Source organism: Nostoc sp. UHCC 0302 (assembly GCF_038096175.1).
Taxonomy (GTDB): Bacteria; Cyanobacteriota; Cyanobacteriia; order Cyanobacteriales; family Nostocaceae; genus UHCC-0302.
The window spans coordinates 7,559,783-7,578,433 of sequence record NZ_CP151099.1; the positions used below are offsets into that span (position 1 = coordinate 7,559,783).

15 protein-coding genes and 1 tRNA gene are annotated in these 18,651 nt (G+C 40.3%); 7 read left to right on the plus strand and 9 right to left on the minus strand.

From position 1 onward, the window contains the following. Positions 1-441: 441 nt before the first annotated feature. The 4 genes from WKK05_RS32750 to WKK05_RS32765 all read right to left on the minus strand — a co-directional run bounded on the left by WKK05_RS32750 (position 442) and on the right by WKK05_RS32765 (position 3,084). Positions 442-1,143: a hypothetical protein gene (locus WKK05_RS32750; RefSeq protein ID WP_341527153.1), complete on the minus strand. Its 702-nt coding sequence runs from the start codon at positions 1,141-1,143 to the stop codon at positions 442-444. Positions 1,144-1,819: 676 nt separating this feature from the next. Next, complete coding sequence (gene lspA / locus WKK05_RS32755; RefSeq protein ID WP_341527154.1) at positions 1,820-2,290, minus strand: signal peptidase II; 471 nt, start codon at positions 2,288-2,290, stop codon at positions 1,820-1,822. Between the two features lie 24 nt (positions 2,291-2,314). Further along, a complete protein-coding gene (locus WKK05_RS32760) occupies positions 2,315-2,449 on the minus strand; it encodes a hypothetical protein (RefSeq protein ID WP_341527155.1) in 135 nt (44 codons plus the stop codon). Positions 2,450-2,496: 47 nt separating this feature from the next. Continuing rightward, positions 2,497-3,084, minus strand: coding sequence for a biotin transporter BioY (locus WKK05_RS32765; RefSeq protein ID WP_341527156.1), 588 nt, complete (start codon positions 3,082-3,084; stop codon positions 2,497-2,499). A 777-nt stretch (positions 3,085-3,861) separates the two neighbouring features. Between WKK05_RS32765 and pstS the strand changes: the two genes are divergently transcribed. The 5 genes from pstS (at position 3,862) to pepE (ending at position 8,870) form a co-directional block, all read left to right on the plus strand. Beyond that, on the plus strand, positions 3,862-5,052 hold the full coding sequence (gene pstS / locus WKK05_RS32770) for a phosphate ABC transporter substrate-binding protein PstS (protein ID WP_341527157.1): 1,191 nt from the start codon (positions 3,862-3,864) through the stop codon (positions 5,050-5,052). Between the two features lie 188 nt (positions 5,053-5,240). Then, positions 5,241-6,191 carry a phosphate ABC transporter permease subunit PstC gene (gene pstC / locus WKK05_RS32775; protein WP_341527158.1) on the plus strand — a complete coding sequence of 317 codons (951 nt, stop codon included), beginning with the start codon at positions 5,241-5,243 and terminating at the stop codon, positions 6,189-6,191. Between the two features lie 12 nt (positions 6,192-6,203). Then, entirely contained in the window at positions 6,204-7,085 is an 882-nt protein-coding gene (gene pstA, locus WKK05_RS32780) for a phosphate ABC transporter permease PstA (RefSeq protein WP_341527159.1), read from the plus strand. A gap of 56 nt (positions 7,086-7,141) precedes the next feature. Then, positions 7,142-7,948 (plus strand): phosphate ABC transporter ATP-binding protein PstB, encoded by an 807-nt coding sequence (pstB, locus tag WKK05_RS32785; RefSeq protein ID WP_341527160.1) that lies wholly within the window; start codon positions 7,142-7,144, stop codon positions 7,946-7,948. A gap of 205 nt (positions 7,949-8,153) precedes the next feature. Beyond that, positions 8,154-8,870 carry a dipeptidase PepE gene (gene pepE / locus WKK05_RS32790; RefSeq protein WP_341527161.1) on the plus strand — a complete coding sequence of 239 codons (717 nt, stop codon included), beginning with the start codon at positions 8,154-8,156 and terminating at the stop codon, positions 8,868-8,870. A gap of 70 nt (positions 8,871-8,940) precedes the next feature. On the opposite strand, the gene WKK05_RS32795 is transcribed toward pepE, so the two are convergent. The 4 genes from WKK05_RS32795 to WKK05_RS32810 form a co-directional block, all read right to left on the minus strand. Beyond that, positions 8,941-9,011, minus strand: a tRNA-Gly gene (locus tag WKK05_RS32795). Positions 9,012-9,068: 57 nt separating this feature from the next. Then, positions 9,069-10,313, minus strand: a complete 1,245-nt coding sequence (locus tag WKK05_RS32800) for a hypothetical protein (protein WP_341527162.1) — start codon at positions 10,311-10,313, stop codon at positions 9,069-9,071. Between the two features lie 72 nt (positions 10,314-10,385). Then, positions 10,386-13,985, minus strand: coding sequence for a response regulator (locus WKK05_RS32805; RefSeq protein ID WP_341527163.1), 3,600 nt, complete (start codon positions 13,983-13,985; stop codon positions 10,386-10,388). Beyond that, positions 13,982-14,128, minus strand: coding sequence for a hypothetical protein (locus WKK05_RS32810; RefSeq protein ID WP_341527164.1), 147 nt, complete (start codon positions 14,126-14,128; stop codon positions 13,982-13,984). Before WKK05_RS32810 ends, WKK05_RS32805 begins: the two co-directional genes overlap by 4 nt. A 1,058-nt stretch (positions 14,129-15,186) precedes the next feature. Between WKK05_RS32810 and WKK05_RS32815 the strand changes: the two genes are divergently transcribed. Continuing rightward, on the plus strand, positions 15,187-15,804 hold the full coding sequence (locus tag WKK05_RS32815; protein WP_341527165.1) for a GNAT family N-acetyltransferase: 618 nt from the start codon (positions 15,187-15,189) through the stop codon (positions 15,802-15,804). A 1,028-nt stretch (positions 15,805-16,832) separates the two neighbouring features. Further along, positions 16,833-17,387, plus strand: a complete 555-nt coding sequence (locus WKK05_RS32820; protein ID WP_341527166.1) for a hypothetical protein — start codon at positions 16,833-16,835, stop codon at positions 17,385-17,387. Positions 17,388-17,396: 9 nt separating this feature from the next. On the opposite strand, the gene WKK05_RS32825 is transcribed toward WKK05_RS32820, so the two are convergent. After that, entirely contained in the window at positions 17,397-18,545 is a 1,149-nt protein-coding gene (locus WKK05_RS32825; RefSeq protein WP_341527167.1) for a histidinol-phosphate transaminase, read from the minus strand. Between the last annotated feature and the right edge of the window lie 106 nt (positions 18,546-18,651).

The window sequence follows — 18,651 nt, forward strand, 5'->3', positions numbered from 1 at the left end:
AGGTATTTCACCATTTTACTCATAAGCTAAAGAAGAAATTTAATATAAGGCTCTTTGAATATCTTTTATACCAATGCTTTAAGTAAAATTGCACTTATTTAAGTTTTATTTATTACTCATTTCGGAAATATTAATTTTTAGATATTTCTAAAATGCCTATTTTATGAACAATTACTGGTTGAAGACGAGAAACTGCATTTTTTAAGGTATATAAGAATACATCTTAATAAAACATAAAGGATTTAATTTTTACTGCTTTAATATATCCACATATTCTGTAATAAACTTAAACATCTACTTTTAGGAAGATTTTATAAATTTTATTATTTGGTTTAATAGGCCGAGTGTTCCGTTGAGGTTAATTTCAAGAATGATGGGAAAATCTCTGACCCTGATTGGTGCAGCTCTAACTTTGGCATTCACCACTAATATTGCTGTTGCTCAATCCAGTAAATCCCCAATAGCACAATCCAGCAGCAACTCCACCAGTTCACCAACGGAAATTAAGTTGTCGCCAGAAGGTTTCAAAATTTTATGCGAGAAATCCCCGCTTAATTCCCGTTGCCCTGGCGGTACAGCAGTTACACCCACTACCCCTGGTAGCACTACAGCACCAGAAACCGCACCATCTGAGAGCAACACCACCCCCAGCAACATTACTCCAGCACCAGGCGCTCCGACATCACCTGAGCCTGGCAGCCCCAGCAACACTACTCCAGCACCAGGCGCTCCGACATCGCCTGAGCCTGGCAGCCCCAGCAACATCACTCCAGCACCAGAGACTCCGACATCACCTGAGCCTGGTAGCCCAAGCAACATCACTCCAGCACCAGGCGCTCCAACCTCACCTGAGCCTGGCAGCCCCAGCAACATCACTCCAGCACCAGGCGCTCCGGCATCGCCTGAGCCTGGCAGCCCCAGCAACATTACTCCAGCACCAGAGACTCCGACATCACCTGAGCCTGGCAGCCCCAGCAACATTACTCCAGCACCAGGCGCTCCGACATCACCTGAGCCTGGCAGCCCCAGCAACATTACTCCAGCACCAGGCGCTCCGACATCGCCTGAATCTGGTACTCCTGGCAGCAGTTCTCCAAGTTCAGTTCCAGGCTCTGGTTCCCCAACAACTCCTGGTACGAGCAATTAAAAACTGAGGCGTAATTTATTTAATGCCAACTTGGTGTTTATAATAATCGGTGCATCTAAAATCTAGTACTATTTGTACTAGTTGGTGTGCAATAAAAATCACTCAAACCAATAAGTCAAGTCTTCACACTTAGAAGTAAGTGAGTGGAAATTGACTAAATCAAAAGCCTGGGGTTAATAACCCTAGGCTTTGTTGTCTTAAGATAAGGTGATGCTAAATTTGTAATTATTCATTAATAGTGGCAGCAAAAACCTTACTCCTTAATACAGAAGCTTTCCACTACCTTTTTACTAAATACCTGACCAGCAGAATTCAGAATGCAGAAGGCAAGAAGGCTTTATACCTGACTTTGAGACCTATGTTGTATACTTCATCAACTTGAAATCTGCTGTAAATACATAAGTAGGGGCGTACATCTGCTAAATCATAACTTTGGATCTCTTGTGGTGTGGGTTACAGTGAAGCCTAACTTACCATCATCAAACACTAAAGGTTAATAAGACTGTATTTTTATTTAACTGTATTTTTATACAATTAAATTAAGAAAAAAAGCTAACAGAGAAAAGATAAGAAGTAACACTAAGAAAAAATTTTACTATTACTTATTATCTTTTCTCTAATTGTCCTATCCTTACTGGGGCTAACTTTAAGTTTATCTTAAACGTATTACAGTTATCGCTGATTAGATGTTGGTGTTTTTTGCAAGGAAGCAATTAACAAGCAAATTATACCTATACTAATAAATGAATCTGCCACATTAAATACAGCAAAGTTAATTAGACGGAAATCGAGAAAATCAACGACGTAGCCTAAGGCAAAGCGATCAATACCATTGCCCATAGCTCCACCTAAAATTAAGCCATAGCCTAGCTGATCCCAACGATTTAACACTGGGCCCAACAACGCCAGCGTTATCAATACTAAACTTACTCCTAGAGATAACCAACGTAACCACTCTACTTTGCCACTTAACAGACTAAAAGCTGCACCAGTGTTAGTAACATAAGTCAGATGAAATATTTTTGGCAAGAGTGGTAGTGTTTGGCCCAAACTGAACGTTTGTACCACCCAGTATTTTGTTAGTTGGTCTAAGAAAAAAGCTATGAAGGCAGCAAGCCAGAAAAGGTGATTTTTTAAAGGCATGGCGAATTAGTCATTGGTTATTGGTCACTTGTACTGAGTGTTGGCGTAGCGTCTCGCAGAGAAGTCGAAATATTGATTATTAGCCATTGGTGAACCAGCGCGATAAGGCAGTACAATCCTGTCTGGAGTCTCACCAAATGGAATATATGGCAAACCCATAAGGGTCATTAGCTTTTGGCAAAGGACAAATGACAATGGAGTAATGACTAATAAAACATTAAGTGACGCAATATATATGCAATTACAGTGACAGCGCAGACTACGGCTAGTTGGCCTGGTAGGGCAAACCAGGAATATTTGAGGATTGCTTGTGTCAAGGGTAAATTTTCTGTGCCTTTCCACTGAAAAAGATAGCTAATAATCAAATAAGTAATACCGCATACGTGGAGAGTTAACAAGCCACAAACGCAACTAAAAGCTAAAGTCTCCAATTTAGGTCTAGCTTTAAAAGCTAAAAAGCCACAAATCCAAGCTCCTGGGATAAAACCTAGCAGATAGCCAAACTGAGATAGCTTAATATAATCAATACCGCCACCATCAGCAAATACCGATAGTGAAGTTAAACCCATAACTAAGTACGCAATTTGCGAGAGCGCACCAGCATTTTTGCCCCCTAAACAACCTACGAGCAAGACTGCACCAATTTGAAAAGTGACTCCTAAAGAAAAAGTCTGAATTCCGTGCTTACTCCAACTCCAAGGTAAGGTGATACCGTAAACTTCTAGGAAGGTACCACCCATTGTGAGGAGTAAGCCAATCATAGACCATAGTAGTTGATTGGAAACAGCAAACATTTATCAGATAAAAGGGGAAAAGCACAAGGAAAAACTAACAATAAGCACTATAGGCATTAGGTTTTAAATAAAATCTGTACAGAGACATTAAGAACTAACATATTTCTTTTTGACTGTTTTGTATTTAACTTTTCATTTTTAGCCATTTTGGCTCAGGGGTATATAGTCTAATTGTTTTAACAAAGGCGTAGTTTTAATTTTACTGGTTGCTACAATTAAATCTAGTAAAAAATATCAGTAAGCTTATAGTATATATCGAATTTATTTAGCACAACACAAGATTTGACTGCAAACTATTTAATACAGTTTGTTGATCTGATATTTATATTTACGCGATCGCAAACTATACTTTTACAAGTATAAAATTATGCGTATTTTAAGCAATAGTTCCACTTACTGTTTATTTAGATACTTATTCTATATATGCTAAACTTAAAAAATACAATTTAACTTTTACCAATATTATATTATTTAAAATAATTAAGTTAATTGCTGTATACAAACGCACTTGCAATTATATTTTTTATTTTTAATAAAACTGTACTGTCAATTAACTTTTGTAAAAATAATAATAAATTATATCCGTATTGTTTACTAGTTAATCTCTGGAGATAAAAGTATAAATTGTGTCATTGCAGACTCAAGATGAGAACTTGAACTTTATCTAAAAAAAATATGGATTTTTGATTTTGTTAACCTTTTGTTTACCTTTACCCCTACCCTTTAAGGGTATCTTAGAAGCGCTTCCCTTGGAAATTTACTAAAAAATTGGCAGCGATGCTCTCTAATTTAACTGTGATAAAAAATTCCCCTTTAATAGCTTCAATTCCATTACTAGCACTGGCACTTAGCCTAGCTGCTTGTGGCGGACAGCAAGCTTCAGATAATACAGCTACGACTGGTACTGGGAAAGATACCACTGGTACTGCTAAAGATACCACTGCCTCTAGCTCCACCAAATTAGACCTTGGTGGAAACGTTAGGTTAACAGGAGCTGGTGCGTCTTTTCCAGCACCACTATACGACACGTGGTTCAGTGATTTGAATAAAAAGTATCCAAATCTGCAAGTCAACTATGAATCAGTTGGTAGCGGTGCTGGAGTTGAGCAATTTATCAAAGGCACTGTAGACTTTGGTGCTAGCGATGTTGCGATGAAGGATGAGGAAATCAAAAAAGTTGCACCGGATAAGGGTGTCATTTTGTTACCCGTAACAGCTGGAAGCATTGTACTAGCTTACAACTTACCAGATGTTCCAGAATTGAAATTACCACGGGCAGTTTATAGCGATATCTTGTTAGGCAAAATCAAAACCTGGAATGACCCGAAAATAGCTGCGGCTAACCCTGGTGCTAAGCTTCCTAGCCAGCCGATCGCAGTCATTTATCGTTCTGATGGTAGCGGAACCACAGGTGTATTCACAAAACACCTGAGCGCCATCAGCCCAGAGTGGAAAAGTAAAGTTGGTGAAGGCAAAACTGTCAACTGGCCTGTGGGAGTTGGTGCAAAAGGTAATGAGGGTGTAACAGCCCAAGTCCTGCAAACTCAAGGTTCCATTGGCTATGTTGAGTACGGCTATGCCAAACAAAACAATCTCAAGTTTGCTGCTTTAGAAAACAAAGGCGGTAAATTTGTTGTGGCTAGCGAAGAATCGGCATCTAAAACTTTGGAATCAGTAACTCTACCAGCGGATCTCCGTGTCTTTATTTCCGATCCAGAAGGGGCTGATTCTTATCCTATCGTCACCTACACATGGATTCTGGCTTACAAAAAATATCCCGATGCAGCAAAAGCCAAAGCAGTTGAAGCTGCTATTGAATACGCTTTAACCGATGGGCAGAAGCAGGCTGCCCAACTAGGATATGTACCTCTACCGCAAAACGTGATCACAAAGGTGGCTACTGCTGCTGACCAAATCAGTCCAGAGTATAAAATTGCTGTTAGCGGTGGTACAAGTGCTAGCAAGTAATGAGCTTGAGAGTAAAACATAAGACACATTTAGTTCATAAATTGATGAACTTATGGTTTTGTTGGGATTTGCCACTTGCAAGCGTAATTTACTCATGGCTTAAGTAAAAGAAATGATGAGGCGACGATTTTACTAAATCTAGTTGCCTCGAACATTTTTCTCTGATTTAATTATTATTGTCGGTAGTCATGGCTACAAATTCTTCTAGCATCTCATCAGGAATCAAAACTCGTTCTGAGGCAGAAAAGTCACTGGATCGGGGTTTTATTTTACTGACACGGGTTTTTGCTTTTGCGATCGCTGCTACCTTATTATGGATTGGGTTACAAGTTGCAATTGGGGCTTGGCCTGCTATTCAAGAATTTGGCGCCAGCTTTTTAACCAAAAGCACCTGGAATCCAGTAAACGATCAGTATGGGGTACTGCCCCAAGTTTACGGAACTATTGTAAGTTCTTTTATCGGTCTTTTGATTGCTGTACCCATTGGTGTTGGCACGGCTGTTTTACTGAGCGAGAATTTCCTTCCCTCACAAGTGCGACTTGTGCTTGTATTCTTGGTAGAACTGCTGGCAGCTATTCCCAGTGTTGTTTACGGAGTATGGGGTATTTTTGTTTTGATTCCGATTTTAAACAACTTGGGAAAATGGCTTAACAGTTACTTTGGTTGGTTGCCAATTTTTAGCACCTCTCCTACAGGGCCAGGAATGTTACCCGCGGGAATCATCTTAGCGATTATGACCTTGCCTATCATCACAGCCATATCCCGCGATGCTTTAATTTCAATACCCCCCAGTTTGCGCCAAGCAGCTGTAGGACTAGGAGCGACCCGTTGGGAAACCATTTTGAAAGTTCTCATCCCAGCAGCTTTTTCGGGCATAGTTAGTGCTGTAATGTTGGCACTCGGTCGGGCAATGGGAGAAACAATGGCTGTAACAATGTTGATTGGTAACTCCAACAACATTAGTATTTCTCTTTTAGCACCTGCCAATACGATTTCTTCTCTATTGGCAAATCAATTCTCAGAAGCTAGTGGTTTACAAGTTGCAGCTTTAATGTACGCTGCTTTAGTGCTATTTTTCTTGACGCTAGCGGTCAATATTATGGCTGAATTTATCGTTCTCCGAGTCAAGCGAGTGTAGTTGAGTTGAATTATGACTCTTAATTTTCCAGAGCGCAGTCTAACTCGCTCCCCCATGTCTCAGAGAACGCTGTTTAATACAGTGATGACAGGAGTAGCATTTTTTTGCGGATTATTGGCACTTTTGCCTTTATTAGCAGTGCTTTCTTACGTCATTATCAGAGGATTTGGCAGCTTAAATCCCAGTATATTTTTTGAATTGCCACCCAAAGCTTTACAAAAGGGAGGAGGTTTTGGTAACGCCATTTTGGGAACACTATTAATGGTAGGAATTGGTGCGTTGATTAGTATTCCCTTTGGCGTATTGGGAGCGATTTATATTACAGAATTCAGCTCTAACCAAGTAGCCAGATGGGTACGTTTTGCGGCTAACGTCCTAAGTGGAGTCCCCTCAATTATTGCTGGGGTATTTGCTTATGGAATTGTAGTTTTGACACTGGTAAAGCTGAATCTAGGCTCATATTCAGCTCTCGGTGGTGGCTTTGCACTAGCAATTTTGATGTTGCCAATTATTTTGCGAACCACTGATGAAGCGTTACAGTTAGTCTCCCAAGATTTACGACAAGCGTCTGTGGGTTTAGGAGCAACTAACTTTCAAACAGTAACTCAAGTGGTTTTGCCAGCTGCTCTACCTGCAATTGTAACTGGAGCAACATTATCAATAGCACGAGCAGCGGGAGAAACTGCACCCTTACTGTTTACTGCTCTGTTTTCCAACTTTTGGCCAGATAGTATATTTCAACCCACAGCTTCCCTTGCTGTTTTAGTTTATAAGTACGCAATTTCTCCGTTTCCGAATTGGCAGTCACTAGCTTGGGCCGCCTCTTTAATTTTGGTCTTGATGGTTTTAATCACAAGTATCATCGCTCGCTGGGCAACTCGCAAAAGAGCTTAGTGAAATAGCTCTACAGAACACATTACCGTCACTCAAACTAACAATAGACTTACTTTATGGCTACTAACACTAGCACAGTGAATCATACTGATACAGTTTTACGCACAGAAAATCTTAACGTTTACTACGGGAAGTTTCTGGCATTACAGAATATTTGGCTAGATATACCGAAAAATAAAGTAACAGCTTTTATTGGCCCTTCAGGTTGTGGTAAAAGTACGTTGCTGCGATGCTATAACCGTCTCAACGACCTAATTGAAACATTTCGTGCAGAAGGTAAGATATTTTTCTACGATAAAAACTTATATGCATCCGACATCGATCCTGTAGAGGTGCGTCGGAGAATTGGCATGGTGTTTCAAAGACCAAACCCGTTTCCAAAATCCATTTATGACAATATTGCTTTTGGAGCTAAAATCAATGGCTACAAAGGTAATATGGATGACCTAGTGGAACGGAGTTTGCGGCAAGCAGCTTTGTGGGATGAAGTTAAAGACAAACTAAGACAAAGTGGCTCGTCTTTATCTGGTGGACAACAACAGCGGTTGTGTATTGCGCGAGCGATCGCAGTACAACCTGAAGTTATACTAATGGACGAACCCTGCTCAGCTCTTGATCCAATTTCTACTCTACGTGTAGAAGAACTAATTCACGAACTTAAAGAGCAATATACTATCGTCATCGTCACCCACAATATGCAACAAGCAGCACGGGTTTCTGATAAGACGGCCTTTTTTAATGTTCGGACTACAGAAACTGGAGGCCGTAACGGTTTTCTAGTAGAATACGACTCGACAGAAGTAATTTTCAACAATCCCAAACAAGAAGATACGCGAGATTACGTTAGCGGCAGATTTGGTTAAATTGTTTACATTGCTTATGTTGCAGCAATTAGGTACACACAATACCTAAACATTTATTTACCCAAGCTGCTGCTTGAAAGTATTTAGAAGCTGTCACATAGCAATCTCAATTGATATGTGAAAAATCTTAAGTGTAAGTGGTAAGAGTTGGCAACCGCAGCACATTCACGCATCAATTAGGATTGTCATAGTTGGATTTACCCTGATGACAAAAAGATTATTATTACTTAGTAATTCCACTAATTTCGGTGAAGATTATTTATTTTATCCACGTCAAGTAATTAAAAGTTTTTTAGGTAACTCAATCAAGAAAATAATATTTATTCCTTTTGCTGGTGTGACTTTTTCTTTTGATGAATACACTGCTAAAGTAACTCAAGTCTTTCAAGATATAGGTTATGGTATTGAACCTATTCATTTATCTACAAATTCTCACGAATCAATCAAACAAGCCGAAGCTATAGTAGTTGGTGGTGGCAACACTTTTCATTTGTTTGACTGGTTACATAAAACGGGAATTATTGCAACTATTAGAGAACAAGTAAATAAGGGAATTCCTTATATTGGCTGGAGTGCAGGCTCAAACGCAGCTTGCCCGACATTAAAAACAACCAATGATATGCCAATCATTGAACCTGTAAGTTTTAACGGATTAGATTTAGTACCTTTTCAAATAAATCCTCACTATACAGATGCCGCTATACCCAATCATAATGGAGAAGCGAGAGAGCAAAGAATCCGAGAATTTTTAGTTTTAAATCCTGCTATTTATGTAGTTGGTTTAGAAGAGGGAACCATATTAAATATTGAAGGTTCATCTGTAAAGTTAATCGGCAAAAAACCATTACATTTATTCAAATTTGGTGAACCAATTGTTGAATATGATTCTAGTGCTAATCTTGATTTTCTTTTAAAAGCGTAAAAACCCGTTTAATTGATTAAACGGGTGTTCATTATAAGGGTTCTCGTCGACCTTAATTAATACAAACTAAAGCGGGCGGCGGGAATCGAACCCGCATTAATAGCTTGGAAGGCTATAGTTTTACCACTAAACTACGCCCGCAAATTTCCAACTTTATAAATTTAACACAGATTCTACTAAAATTCAAGCATTTAGTTATCAGGGGAGGGGCTGTATTTTAATACGTACTATAAGATTACTAGGCTTTGGATCATTCGGATCATTGTCATATGCAGGTTGAAATTCCCAGCCTTTGAAAACTTCATCGGCAACGAAATCTTCATAATAGCTTCTTTCCTCTACTGGTACTGCATCATCTTGAATAGCAATCTTCTCAAGTTTGCCTTTCTCAGAAATTGTTAATATTGCAGTAAATTCTACAGGTTGGCCAGGTTTTCCTTCGATAAACTTTACATACTCAAGACCCTTAGAAAATGGCTCATCGCTTGGTTTAATTACAGCTGGATGAGTATGTCTATCTCTTTCTAACTGCTGAGGTTCTCCCACCAAACTGGCTAATAGTCTTCCAATAGGAGCATTGGATATTTGTGAGGACGGCTCTTGGGTATTAGTACTGGCTGGTACATCGCCAGATGTTGGCGGCGATGACGCTTGGATATTAGTTTGTTGAGCTTGTTCACGCTGGCGTTGCTCGTCCTGTTCACGTTGAAGTTGTTCAGATTGTTCACGCTGGAGTTGCTCGTCCTGTTCGCGCTGTAATTGTTCAGCCTGGAGTTGCTCATCCTGTTCGCGCTGCAATTGTTCACGCTGACGTTGCTCGTCCTGTTCGCGCTGTAATTGTTCAGCCTGGAGTTGCTCATCCTGTTCGCGCTGTAATTGTTCACGCTGACGTTGCTCAGCCTGTTCGCGCTGAAGTTGTTCAGCCTGGAGTTGCTCATCCTGTTCGCGTTGAAGTTGTTGAGATTGTTCACGCTGGCGTTGCTCAGCCAGTTCGCGTTGCAATTGTTCGGCCTGTTGACGCTGGACTTGTTCAGCCTGCTCACGTTGCCGTTGTTCTGCAAAACCCATAGCACTCCTATCTTGAGCATCAGGAGCAGGTTTTGCTGTTAACTTATCTTGTCGAACTACTTGCTTCGGTGAATTAGTTGCTTGTTTATTTTGATTTCGATATCGTGGCTTGGCTGATAAGGCTCTTGGTTTAGACCCAACTTTTCTTGCTCTTGGTTTTGTCTGAGAAGAAATCTCTACAACTTCAATCGGAATAGCGGCTTTGTTTTGCTGTTGCATCAAGCGGCTAAATCCAGTTGAGCGTATTAGCCAGAATGCCAACAAGTGCAGTGAAACTGAACCTACAACTACAGCAATCCAAAACCCTGGTGGATCTGTGTGTCGCCTCCAGACCTTGGCTGAAATTGGAGTTTTGTCTGCAACCGATGATGTCATACTATAATTTAAAACTGGATTATGATTAGGCACTGTTACTCATTGCTAATGCTTCAAAATCCAGTATGAATTTTAGCGATTAGCCATTAGCTCTGGTCTAACAGCGAAGGTTAGAACTGTTTCATCGACTCCTTTTAGTTCTAGCGGCTTACCTTTAGTAATTTCTTCTTCCAGCAAATAATCAGCGACGGCAGCAGAAACCAGAATAGTACCGGGAACAGCGGCAGATTGCAACCTAGCAGCAATATTCACACTTGGGCCAATAGCGGTGTAATCAGCACGTTCAGCGCTACCAAACATCCCCACAACCGCCGTACCTTGGTGAATGCCACAGCGAAACTGTACACCAGTAAGTCTGTCACTATCGAATATACCTTGCGATCGCCAACGCTCGTTTAACAGAGCTAGTGAGCGATGCATTGCTTTTGCTGTATTAATGGCACGACGTACCTGTTCATTAGGGGTTAGTTCTTCCGGCGCTCCGTATAAAGCTAAAATAGCGTCTCCCATAAATTTATCTACAGTCCCGCCATTCTCAAATACAACCTTAGTCATAGCTTCTAAATATTCATTCAGTAACTCTGCCACTCGTCGGGATCTAAGGGTATTTGCTAGCTGAGTAAAACCCACAATGTCACTAAACAAAACTGTAATCAAACGTGGTTCAGGGCGTAAATCTAGCGTCAAAGTTCCAGCGGCGGCTTTTTGTACCAATACAGCTGGTAAAAAACGCTTTAGCACCGATTCTGTGAGGTAAGTATTTAGCTCCAAAACTCGCCGTTCATTTTCCTTCAAAGCTAAAAGATTCCGAACCTCTGCCAGAAGTTCCCGGTCATTAAATGGTTTAGCTAAATAAGCATCTGCACCATGTTCTGTACTTTCGATGCGGGTTTCTTCGTCAACTTTCGCTGTGAGCAGGATGATTGGTGTACCTTTGAGTTTCTCCTCACTGCGGATCATCTGAATCATCTCTAATCCAGTCACTAAGGGCATCATTAAGTCAGTCACAATTAAGCTGGGTGTTATTTTCTGAGCTAGACTGTAACCTTCATAACCGTTTCGAGCGGTTTGCACTTGATAACCATTGCGACGGAGAATCTCAGATACATAAGCTCGCAAATCCTGATTATCGTCTACGACTAAAATACAATGCTGCGTTTTGAGTGCTAAGTCTTTAGTACTAAGTCCTGAGTCCTGAGTGTGAGAACTAAGCGATAAATCTTTTGTAATACTTTCAATATTTTCAATATTTTCAATATTATTGTCTGTTGTTGACTCTACCAGTTCTAAATCAGCCAATTCTACGCTAGCGCGGCTTGTGTTGAGTTCAACTGGCGTTGCTAGTACTTGCTGTGCAGGTAAGTGAGCATTGCCTGTAATCAGCGATAAGGGAAAAGTAGTACCTTGACCGTAAACTGATTCCAGAGAAATACTACCACCATGCAGTTCCACTAATTCTTTAACTAAAGCTAAACCTAAGCCACTGCCTTCATAGGAGCGATTTTCTGAGCCTTCAGCTTGGCGGAAGCGCTCAAATAGGTGAGGAATTTGTTCTTGAACAATACCTATTCCGGTATCTTGTACTTGCACTATGCAACGGTCATCTTCAGGCTGTAGCTTAACACTGATTGTTCCTCCTTCAGGAGTAAACTTCATGGCATTTGACAGCAGGTTGTAAATCACCTTGTCAAATTTTTCCATGTCCAAGTACACGGTTGGACATTTATCCAACTCGGTTAGGAGATGTAACCCTTTTTTCTCACAGTAAGGACGAAACGATTCAACAATTTGGCTGACAAACTCAACTAAATCGCAAGGGCGGAAACTAGGCTGCATCCTCCCAGCATCCAAGCGTTGCAAATCTAGTAGTTGATTTACCAGTCGTAGAAGGCGGCGGGAGTTACGCAAAGCGATCGCACTTTGCGAGTAAGATAACCCCTCACCAGCTCCTATCGCTGACTCTAAAGGCCCTTGAATCAAAGTTATGGGAGTACGAAACTCATGGGAGATATTTTGAAAAAATTCGGTTTTTTGTTTGTCTAATTCCAACAAACGTTCAGCTTGCTGGCGGGTTTTTTCGTATAGCCGTGATTGCTGCACAGCAATAGCTGCTTGAGCTGCTACTGCTTTGGCCAAATCAATATCAGATGGCAACCACCGACGTGCTTTACTAGCTTCACCCAGGGTAATACTACCGATACATTTACCATCAGCCAATAATGGTACAACCATGAGCGATCGGGCTGGCATTTTCAAAGGCAAATTAAAACCCTGAATTTCTAAAGGAGAATGCCTTGTATCAGCAATGACCACTGGTTGGTGTGTCTGCAACATTTCTTGCAGAATTGGATTATCCTTAACTAGTGCTTGCGAATCGGGTAATTGCTGGTTTGATTTGCCAATATTATTAATTTTGTGCTGAGCCTCCGCTGTTTTGAGGGAATCCTTGAGATTTTCAGAGCTATCATACAAGCCGACATATTGAACAAACTCTTCTTCCTCTGTCCATAAAGACAAGACACAGGCATTAACTTGCAGAGCTTGTCCTAACTGTTGGGTGATAGCTGCAAATATATCTTGAGGATCTAAACTAGAGCGAATCGCGCTGGTAATCGTGTTAATTAGGGATTCTCGTTTAGCAAGCGCACGCACTTGCTCGTAAGCATAAGCTTGAGACAAAGCTAAGGCTGCTTGATCGGCTACCATCAACACCAGTTGTACCTCCTCTTCTCCCCAAACGCGGGGTTGATAGCATTGGTGTAGTGCTAATACCGCCATCAGTTCTTGCTGACAAATTAGTGGCACTACTAAACTGGAAGAAATTTCCGCAGCAGTAAAAGCAGCACTGCGTTGGCGCAATTCGGGAGTATCTCCTTGAATCCGCTCATCATCAATTACATCGTGAATTACCTGTACTTCACGGGTTTCCCACACTGTCTGAGCTAATAAGGAGGGAGAAGGGATAGGAAGAGCTAGAGATTCACCTTTGGAATTGGGGTTGAGTAGGGGGAAAGAAGAATCATTTTCTCTCCCAGTCTCCCAGTCTCCCCCTCTTCTACTCTCACTAACTGCTTTCTGATAAATGAATCCTTGATCCACTAATTGCTCATCTTGAAAGGGACGTAAAAGACAGACATCCACTTCCAGCATATGACCCACTGTATCCACAATTGCTTGCAAAATTTGCCGATAGTCTAAAGCACTACGAATAGTATTTGTGACAGTGTTCAGTAGCGATTCTTGACGGAGTGTGCGGGTAAGTTCGCGGGTACGAGCTTTGAGAACATTGTGGGTATCCAAAGCTTGGCGTACCACTGCTTTGAGTTCCTCTGCTTCCCACGGTTTAGTAACATATTTAAATACCTTACCAGCGTTAATTGCTTCCACCAAATCTTCGACATCGGTGTAACCAGTTAAGATAATCCGGATGATATCAGGATATTGAGTTGCTGTCAGGCTCAAAAATTCCGTACCGCTCATCATCGGCATCCGCTGATCGGAGATGATCACTGCGACTTCTCCCTCTTGAGAGAGCAAATCCAGTGCCGCCGGCCCAGAGGTTGCCCTTAGCACCTTATAGTCGCGATAGAAAGTGCGGTAAAGCAAGTCAAGGTTGTCTGGTTCGTCATCGACAACCAAAATTTTAGGCTTACTGTTTGCTGGGGATTTCATGCACCGCTTTCCTGCTGCAATGGCAGTCGGGTAAAGAATAATCTGATCAGGTAAGGATGTTTCTGAGTCAGGTAAGAGCAGAGCATTTCGACCAATAAAGCTGTTTGGCTACATGACTGCTGAGTGTGGTAGCGTTTACTCACAGTAATTTGTCTCAATGGCTTGTGCCGATTGCTATTCGCTTTAGTGCAGCGTAACTTTTTTTATCGTCAGTTTTAGTGTTACAGAGTTGATGCTTGCTTGCCAAATTTTCCCTCACCTCCTTTAGGAAATGTCTGAGACTATATACAGCAGTCAAAGCTGGCTCGATAATCCAGATGAAGCTGCTTATTAAGTTTTCCCTTAGTAAGAGTTGCGCTAACACTTGCAGGTAAATTTTATTTATGGTAGTCATGGTAGAGTCAGCAATATCAGAACAACAAAATCTAAAAGTAACGTATACTATTAGACAAATATCTCTTACCAATTTAGCAATCAAAACTATCCCTAAGACAAGTATTAGTGGCAGGGAAGTCGAAAAATAGGATTAAAAACCTTGCCGATTCTTCATCCAGCGTCCATATAGCCTCTTTTTATTGCTTAGTAGCTAACTGGTGTTGGTGTTGCGGTAGTTAAATAAAAAAGTTAAAGCACTACTCGAACCGTAAGACGCTTAGGTTTATACAATGAATTAGATATTGCTCACTATGTGCTAGAGACTAAATTAAGCTCCATAGATAATAATTTTAGGAGTATAAAAGAGGCGGTGTGTTGCCAAAAGAAGTCTGTTGCGAGGTTTCCTCCAAACACTCTACCCTTCCTTAGACAAAGGCGCTAGGCATTGCTTACCGCGTATTTGGAGGAGTTCATTTATGCCCAAAAGGCTTTATGGCCAACTGAAGGAGTAACGCTAGCCATAACTTGAGGGTTTCTCTACCCAAACCCAGTAACAGTCGACGTAACTTTGCTAACCAAACCAATAAGCTGGCTCTTTTTTGGGGATACCAAAGTGTCTCATTGTAGTAACAGGCGTCAAGCAGTTTAGGATTTTACCACTAACGAAAATTGAATTTTCCTAGATTAATCCTCATCCTGAAAACTCAAGACTCCTTTTTACTCAGTTTTATCCCTTGGATGACTCTTAAGTTGTTATCCAAATGGGATGTTGTTTTAGGATATTTGAGAAGATGTTTGTTGAATAAAATTCAGTAATAAACTAGCCTTGACATCCTGGTTTTTTGATCCATACCAACAACAGCCAATTGAAGCTAGCACCGAGTCAGCTTCCTGCCAATTTCAAATTCGTGCGGCTACACCTACTGATTTAGCTACTGTTGCCCAAATCATTACTGAAAGCTTTCACTCTCCCAAAGGTCTATGGGGATGGGCTTTTCCGTTGTTACGTTTGGGTATTTATGAAGACTTAAGGCATCGCTTAGCATCACCTCCCCCCCATCAAGTTTGTTTAGTTGCTGTTGAAGCTATTAATGGACAGGCTAATAACTTAATAGGAACTGTGGAACTGGGCGTACGTTTGAGTGATTCATGTACCCAAGGTGGTAGGAGTTTTCCTTACTTATCTAATTTAGCTGTTCACCCGAAATACCGTAGGCATGGGGTGGCTTCTGGGTTATTGATTAACTGTGAAAAAGTCTGCCGGGAGTGGGGCTTCCAAGACTTATATCTCCATGTTTTGGAAAACAACCATCAAGCTAGGCAGCTTTATTTCAAGCTGGAATATCAGGTACAGAAAGTCGAATCAAATTGGAATACATATCTTCTAAGAAGCGCACGTCAAATATTATTACACAAGCAACTGAGCGCTGACTCTACTAACTGAATTTTCCTTTGGTAATAGTAAATATAACCATGTAATAGCGGACAGAAAAGAGCTATACTAAATATCCGCAATCCAATTAAAATTAACTTAATTTAATATTTAATCTATATCAAATAAACGTACTTTATTTTGTCTATATATTTATGCGTTCTAAGCTCAAGAACGAATAAGCAGACACAATTAACATTAAATGTTTTACCTATGCCATACTTTAAAGATTACTATGATGATAGTTATTTTTTGTTATGTTTATTCCTGACAACCTACTTAAAGAAGCTATTGTAAGGTAAATTCAAAAGCTGTGATTAATGAGTTGCCCCTTTGACTTACCTTTTAGCTGACTATAAAAATTAGCTAGAATATTTAATTTTGAAAGTTGTTTTTATTCGACAAAGTATTTCATTGTCATACGTTCCTAATATTAGCTAGCCTCAACTTCACTAACTTTGAGGTATGCCGAAATTTATGTTATGTAAATAAGAATTTTGCTAGTCCTCAAACAGCTATATTATATTAGATATGGGGATTTTGAAAAAGCTTATAGTTCAGCTTTTCTAACTTATCTAAACTCTTAGAAAGCATTTTGTTTACAGTTAAAAACTGTATCAAGAATAATGATATGGAAAAATTTAGGGATTATTGCTTATTTAAAAAATATATTGGGTTTGAGTTTTTAAATTTCTATCTAATAAATATTTCATTTCAATATATACATAAATTGTTTATAATAGATACATCCATAAAAACACACTTAACAAACCGTTAACTCCTCATAGTAACTTTGTAATTAGATATTCATCTTTATAAAAACTTTAAAAAAACACTCCTTGGGTTAGAGACAAATTTAGTTAAATCTCATAAAATATGATTACTCAATTACTGAACAATGGCTATTTATTTCTATCTTAGTTTAATTGACCAATAAATTCTTGCATAATTACGAAAATTCGAAAACCTAATTTGATGTAAAAGCTAGTTCTGTTTTGAAGTGCATAATACTACCAAGTTCGTTAAAAGTTTGAGAAAACATGGATAGCGAAAAGCGTCGACGCTATCAATCCACTATGGTATCAACTTATTATCCTGAAACTAGTTTCCTTGACTGTATTGTCATGCCAGATGGAACTGAGCAATCTCAAGGCTCGGATATCCTTACACGTTTACACAGCGGAGAAGTTTTCATCGTTAATAGTCGTAGGCGAAACGGATTAATACTATTTAAACGCTATCATGCGGAGTTTGCTGGGCCTGGAGCCGCAGTAGGTGGGGAGTATGATTGTGATTGTCAAAGGGCATTGCCCATAGGTAATTTGTCTTTATTAACTCCCGAATCTAATGAAGAGCGCCAGAAAGCTTATTTGATTAGGCGGCAGTGGATTAGATTAATCAAACAAATTACCGAAAATCCAGTACCCCAGCAGCGAGTCCAGAAGATTCTTGATCAGTTTGAACAATATTTTCCACCAGAGATAGTGGCTCATCTGCCAGATGTTGCTTTTGCTCTTTTAGTGGGTGTATTGCCGCAAACGGTGGGAACAGTAAGGCGTTTGGGCAGTGATATGGATAGCAGGTTTAACTACTAAAGTGAATTGCTAAAATTCAACATTCGCCAGAGCAGCTTGTAGTCGATTTAGAGTACGAATATTTTCCTGGGTTGTTCCTACAGTAATTCGTAATCCTCCGCTAATTTGCCTTACAAGAGTCCCAGAATTTCTGAGTTCCTGGTGGAGACTTTTTAAAACAGAGTCTTGTGGATGAAAGTAGTTTGGTTTTAGGCGCAGGTAAATAAAGTTAGCAGCACTTTCTGCAATTTGTAATCTAGGATCTTGAGAGAAAGCCTCAATTAATTTGGCTCGCTCACTTAGGGTTTGGGCAACGGACTTAAGTAAAAGTGTGCGATATTGTAAAGCAACTAATCCTGCTGTTATAGAGAAGCTAGGAAGATTGTAAGGTAAGCGGACTTTTTCTAAGATAGCGATCGCTTCCGGATGCGCGACACAATAGCCGACACGAAGAGCTGCCAATCGGAAAGCTTTAGAAAAAGTCCTTAATATAAGCCAGTTGGGGCGTTGTGCTAATTCACCCACTACAGTAGTCTGACTAAATTCAAAGTAAGCTTCATCAATTACTACTAAAATCTCTTCTGGCAAACTTCTCAACCAAACCAACTCAGCCGCAGTTAAAGGATTGGCTGTCGGGGAATTGGGATGCACTACAAAAACGACCCGAATCGAGGGGTTTTGAGTTTGTTCGATAGCAGATTGTGCAGCTTTTAAATCAATTTCAAAATTTGTTTCATTTCTTGCCACCGCCACCACAGGAATGCCTAAAGTTTGTGCCAAAATTCCGTACATAGAGAAAGTAGGATTGGCAATTAGAATAGAACCTTCTCCTCCTAAACAGGTAGCGATTAATAAAGAGCGAATCAGTTCATCTGAACCATTCCCTACAGAAATATTGCCAGCAGTAAACAGGGATGGCGAGAGGTTAGCTGACTCATTAACATACTCAGCGATCGCATCCTTGAGTGTCTCATGTCCGCCATCAGGATAACGATTTGTTTCAATTACTTGTTGATACGTCCAAGCCAGCTTTTCTTTTAACTCTGCTGGCAAATCATAAGGACTCTCGTTTGTATCTAGCCGATCGAACTGCGCGGGGACAGATCCGCCTGTATCGCTACTGGGATGGGGTTTGTAAGCGGTAAATTGGGCTAAATCTGACCTGATAAATGGAAGCATAATTTTTAGTCTAGAGTCAAAAATCAAAAGTCAAAAGTCAAGAGTCAAGAGTCAAAATCAATTACTTTGGACTGTGTACTGTTGACTCTGGACACTGCAAAGCAGT

Coding starts and splice junctions, on each gene's coding strand:
- pstS (WP_341527157.1), top strand. CDS start 3,862: ATGCTCTCTAATTTAACTGTGATAAAAAATTCCCCTTTAATAGCTTCA.
- WKK05_RS32805 (WP_341527163.1), bottom strand. CDS start 13,985: ATGAAATCCCCAGCAAACAGTAAGCCTAAAATTTTGGTTGTCGATGAC.
- WKK05_RS32760 (WP_341527155.1), bottom strand. CDS start 2,449: ATGGGTTTGCCATATATTCCATTTGGTGAGACTCCAGACAGGATTGTA.
- pstC (WP_341527158.1), top strand. CDS start 5,241: ATGGCTACAAATTCTTCTAGCATCTCATCAGGAATCAAAACTCGTTCT.
- lspA (WP_341527154.1), bottom strand. CDS start 2,290: ATGCCTTTAAAAAATCACCTTTTCTGGCTTGCTGCCTTCATAGCTTTT.
- pstA (WP_341527159.1), top strand. CDS start 6,204: ATGACTCTTAATTTTCCAGAGCGCAGTCTAACTCGCTCCCCCATGTCT.
- pstB (WP_341527160.1), top strand. CDS start 7,142: ATGGCTACTAACACTAGCACAGTGAATCATACTGATACAGTTTTACGC.
- WKK05_RS32800 (WP_341527162.1), bottom strand. CDS start 10,313: ATGACATCATCGGTTGCAGACAAAACTCCAATTTCAGCCAAGGTCTGG.
- WKK05_RS32765 (WP_341527156.1), bottom strand. CDS start 3,084: ATGTTTGCTGTTTCCAATCAACTACTATGGTCTATGATTGGCTTACTC.
- WKK05_RS32825 (WP_341527167.1), bottom strand. CDS start 18,545: ATGCTTCCATTTATCAGGTCAGATTTAGCCCAATTTACCGCTTACAAA.
- WKK05_RS32820 (WP_341527166.1), top strand. CDS start 16,833: ATGGATAGCGAAAAGCGTCGACGCTATCAATCCACTATGGTATCAACT.
- pepE (WP_341527161.1), top strand. CDS start 8,154: ATGACAAAAAGATTATTATTACTTAGTAATTCCACTAATTTCGGTGAA.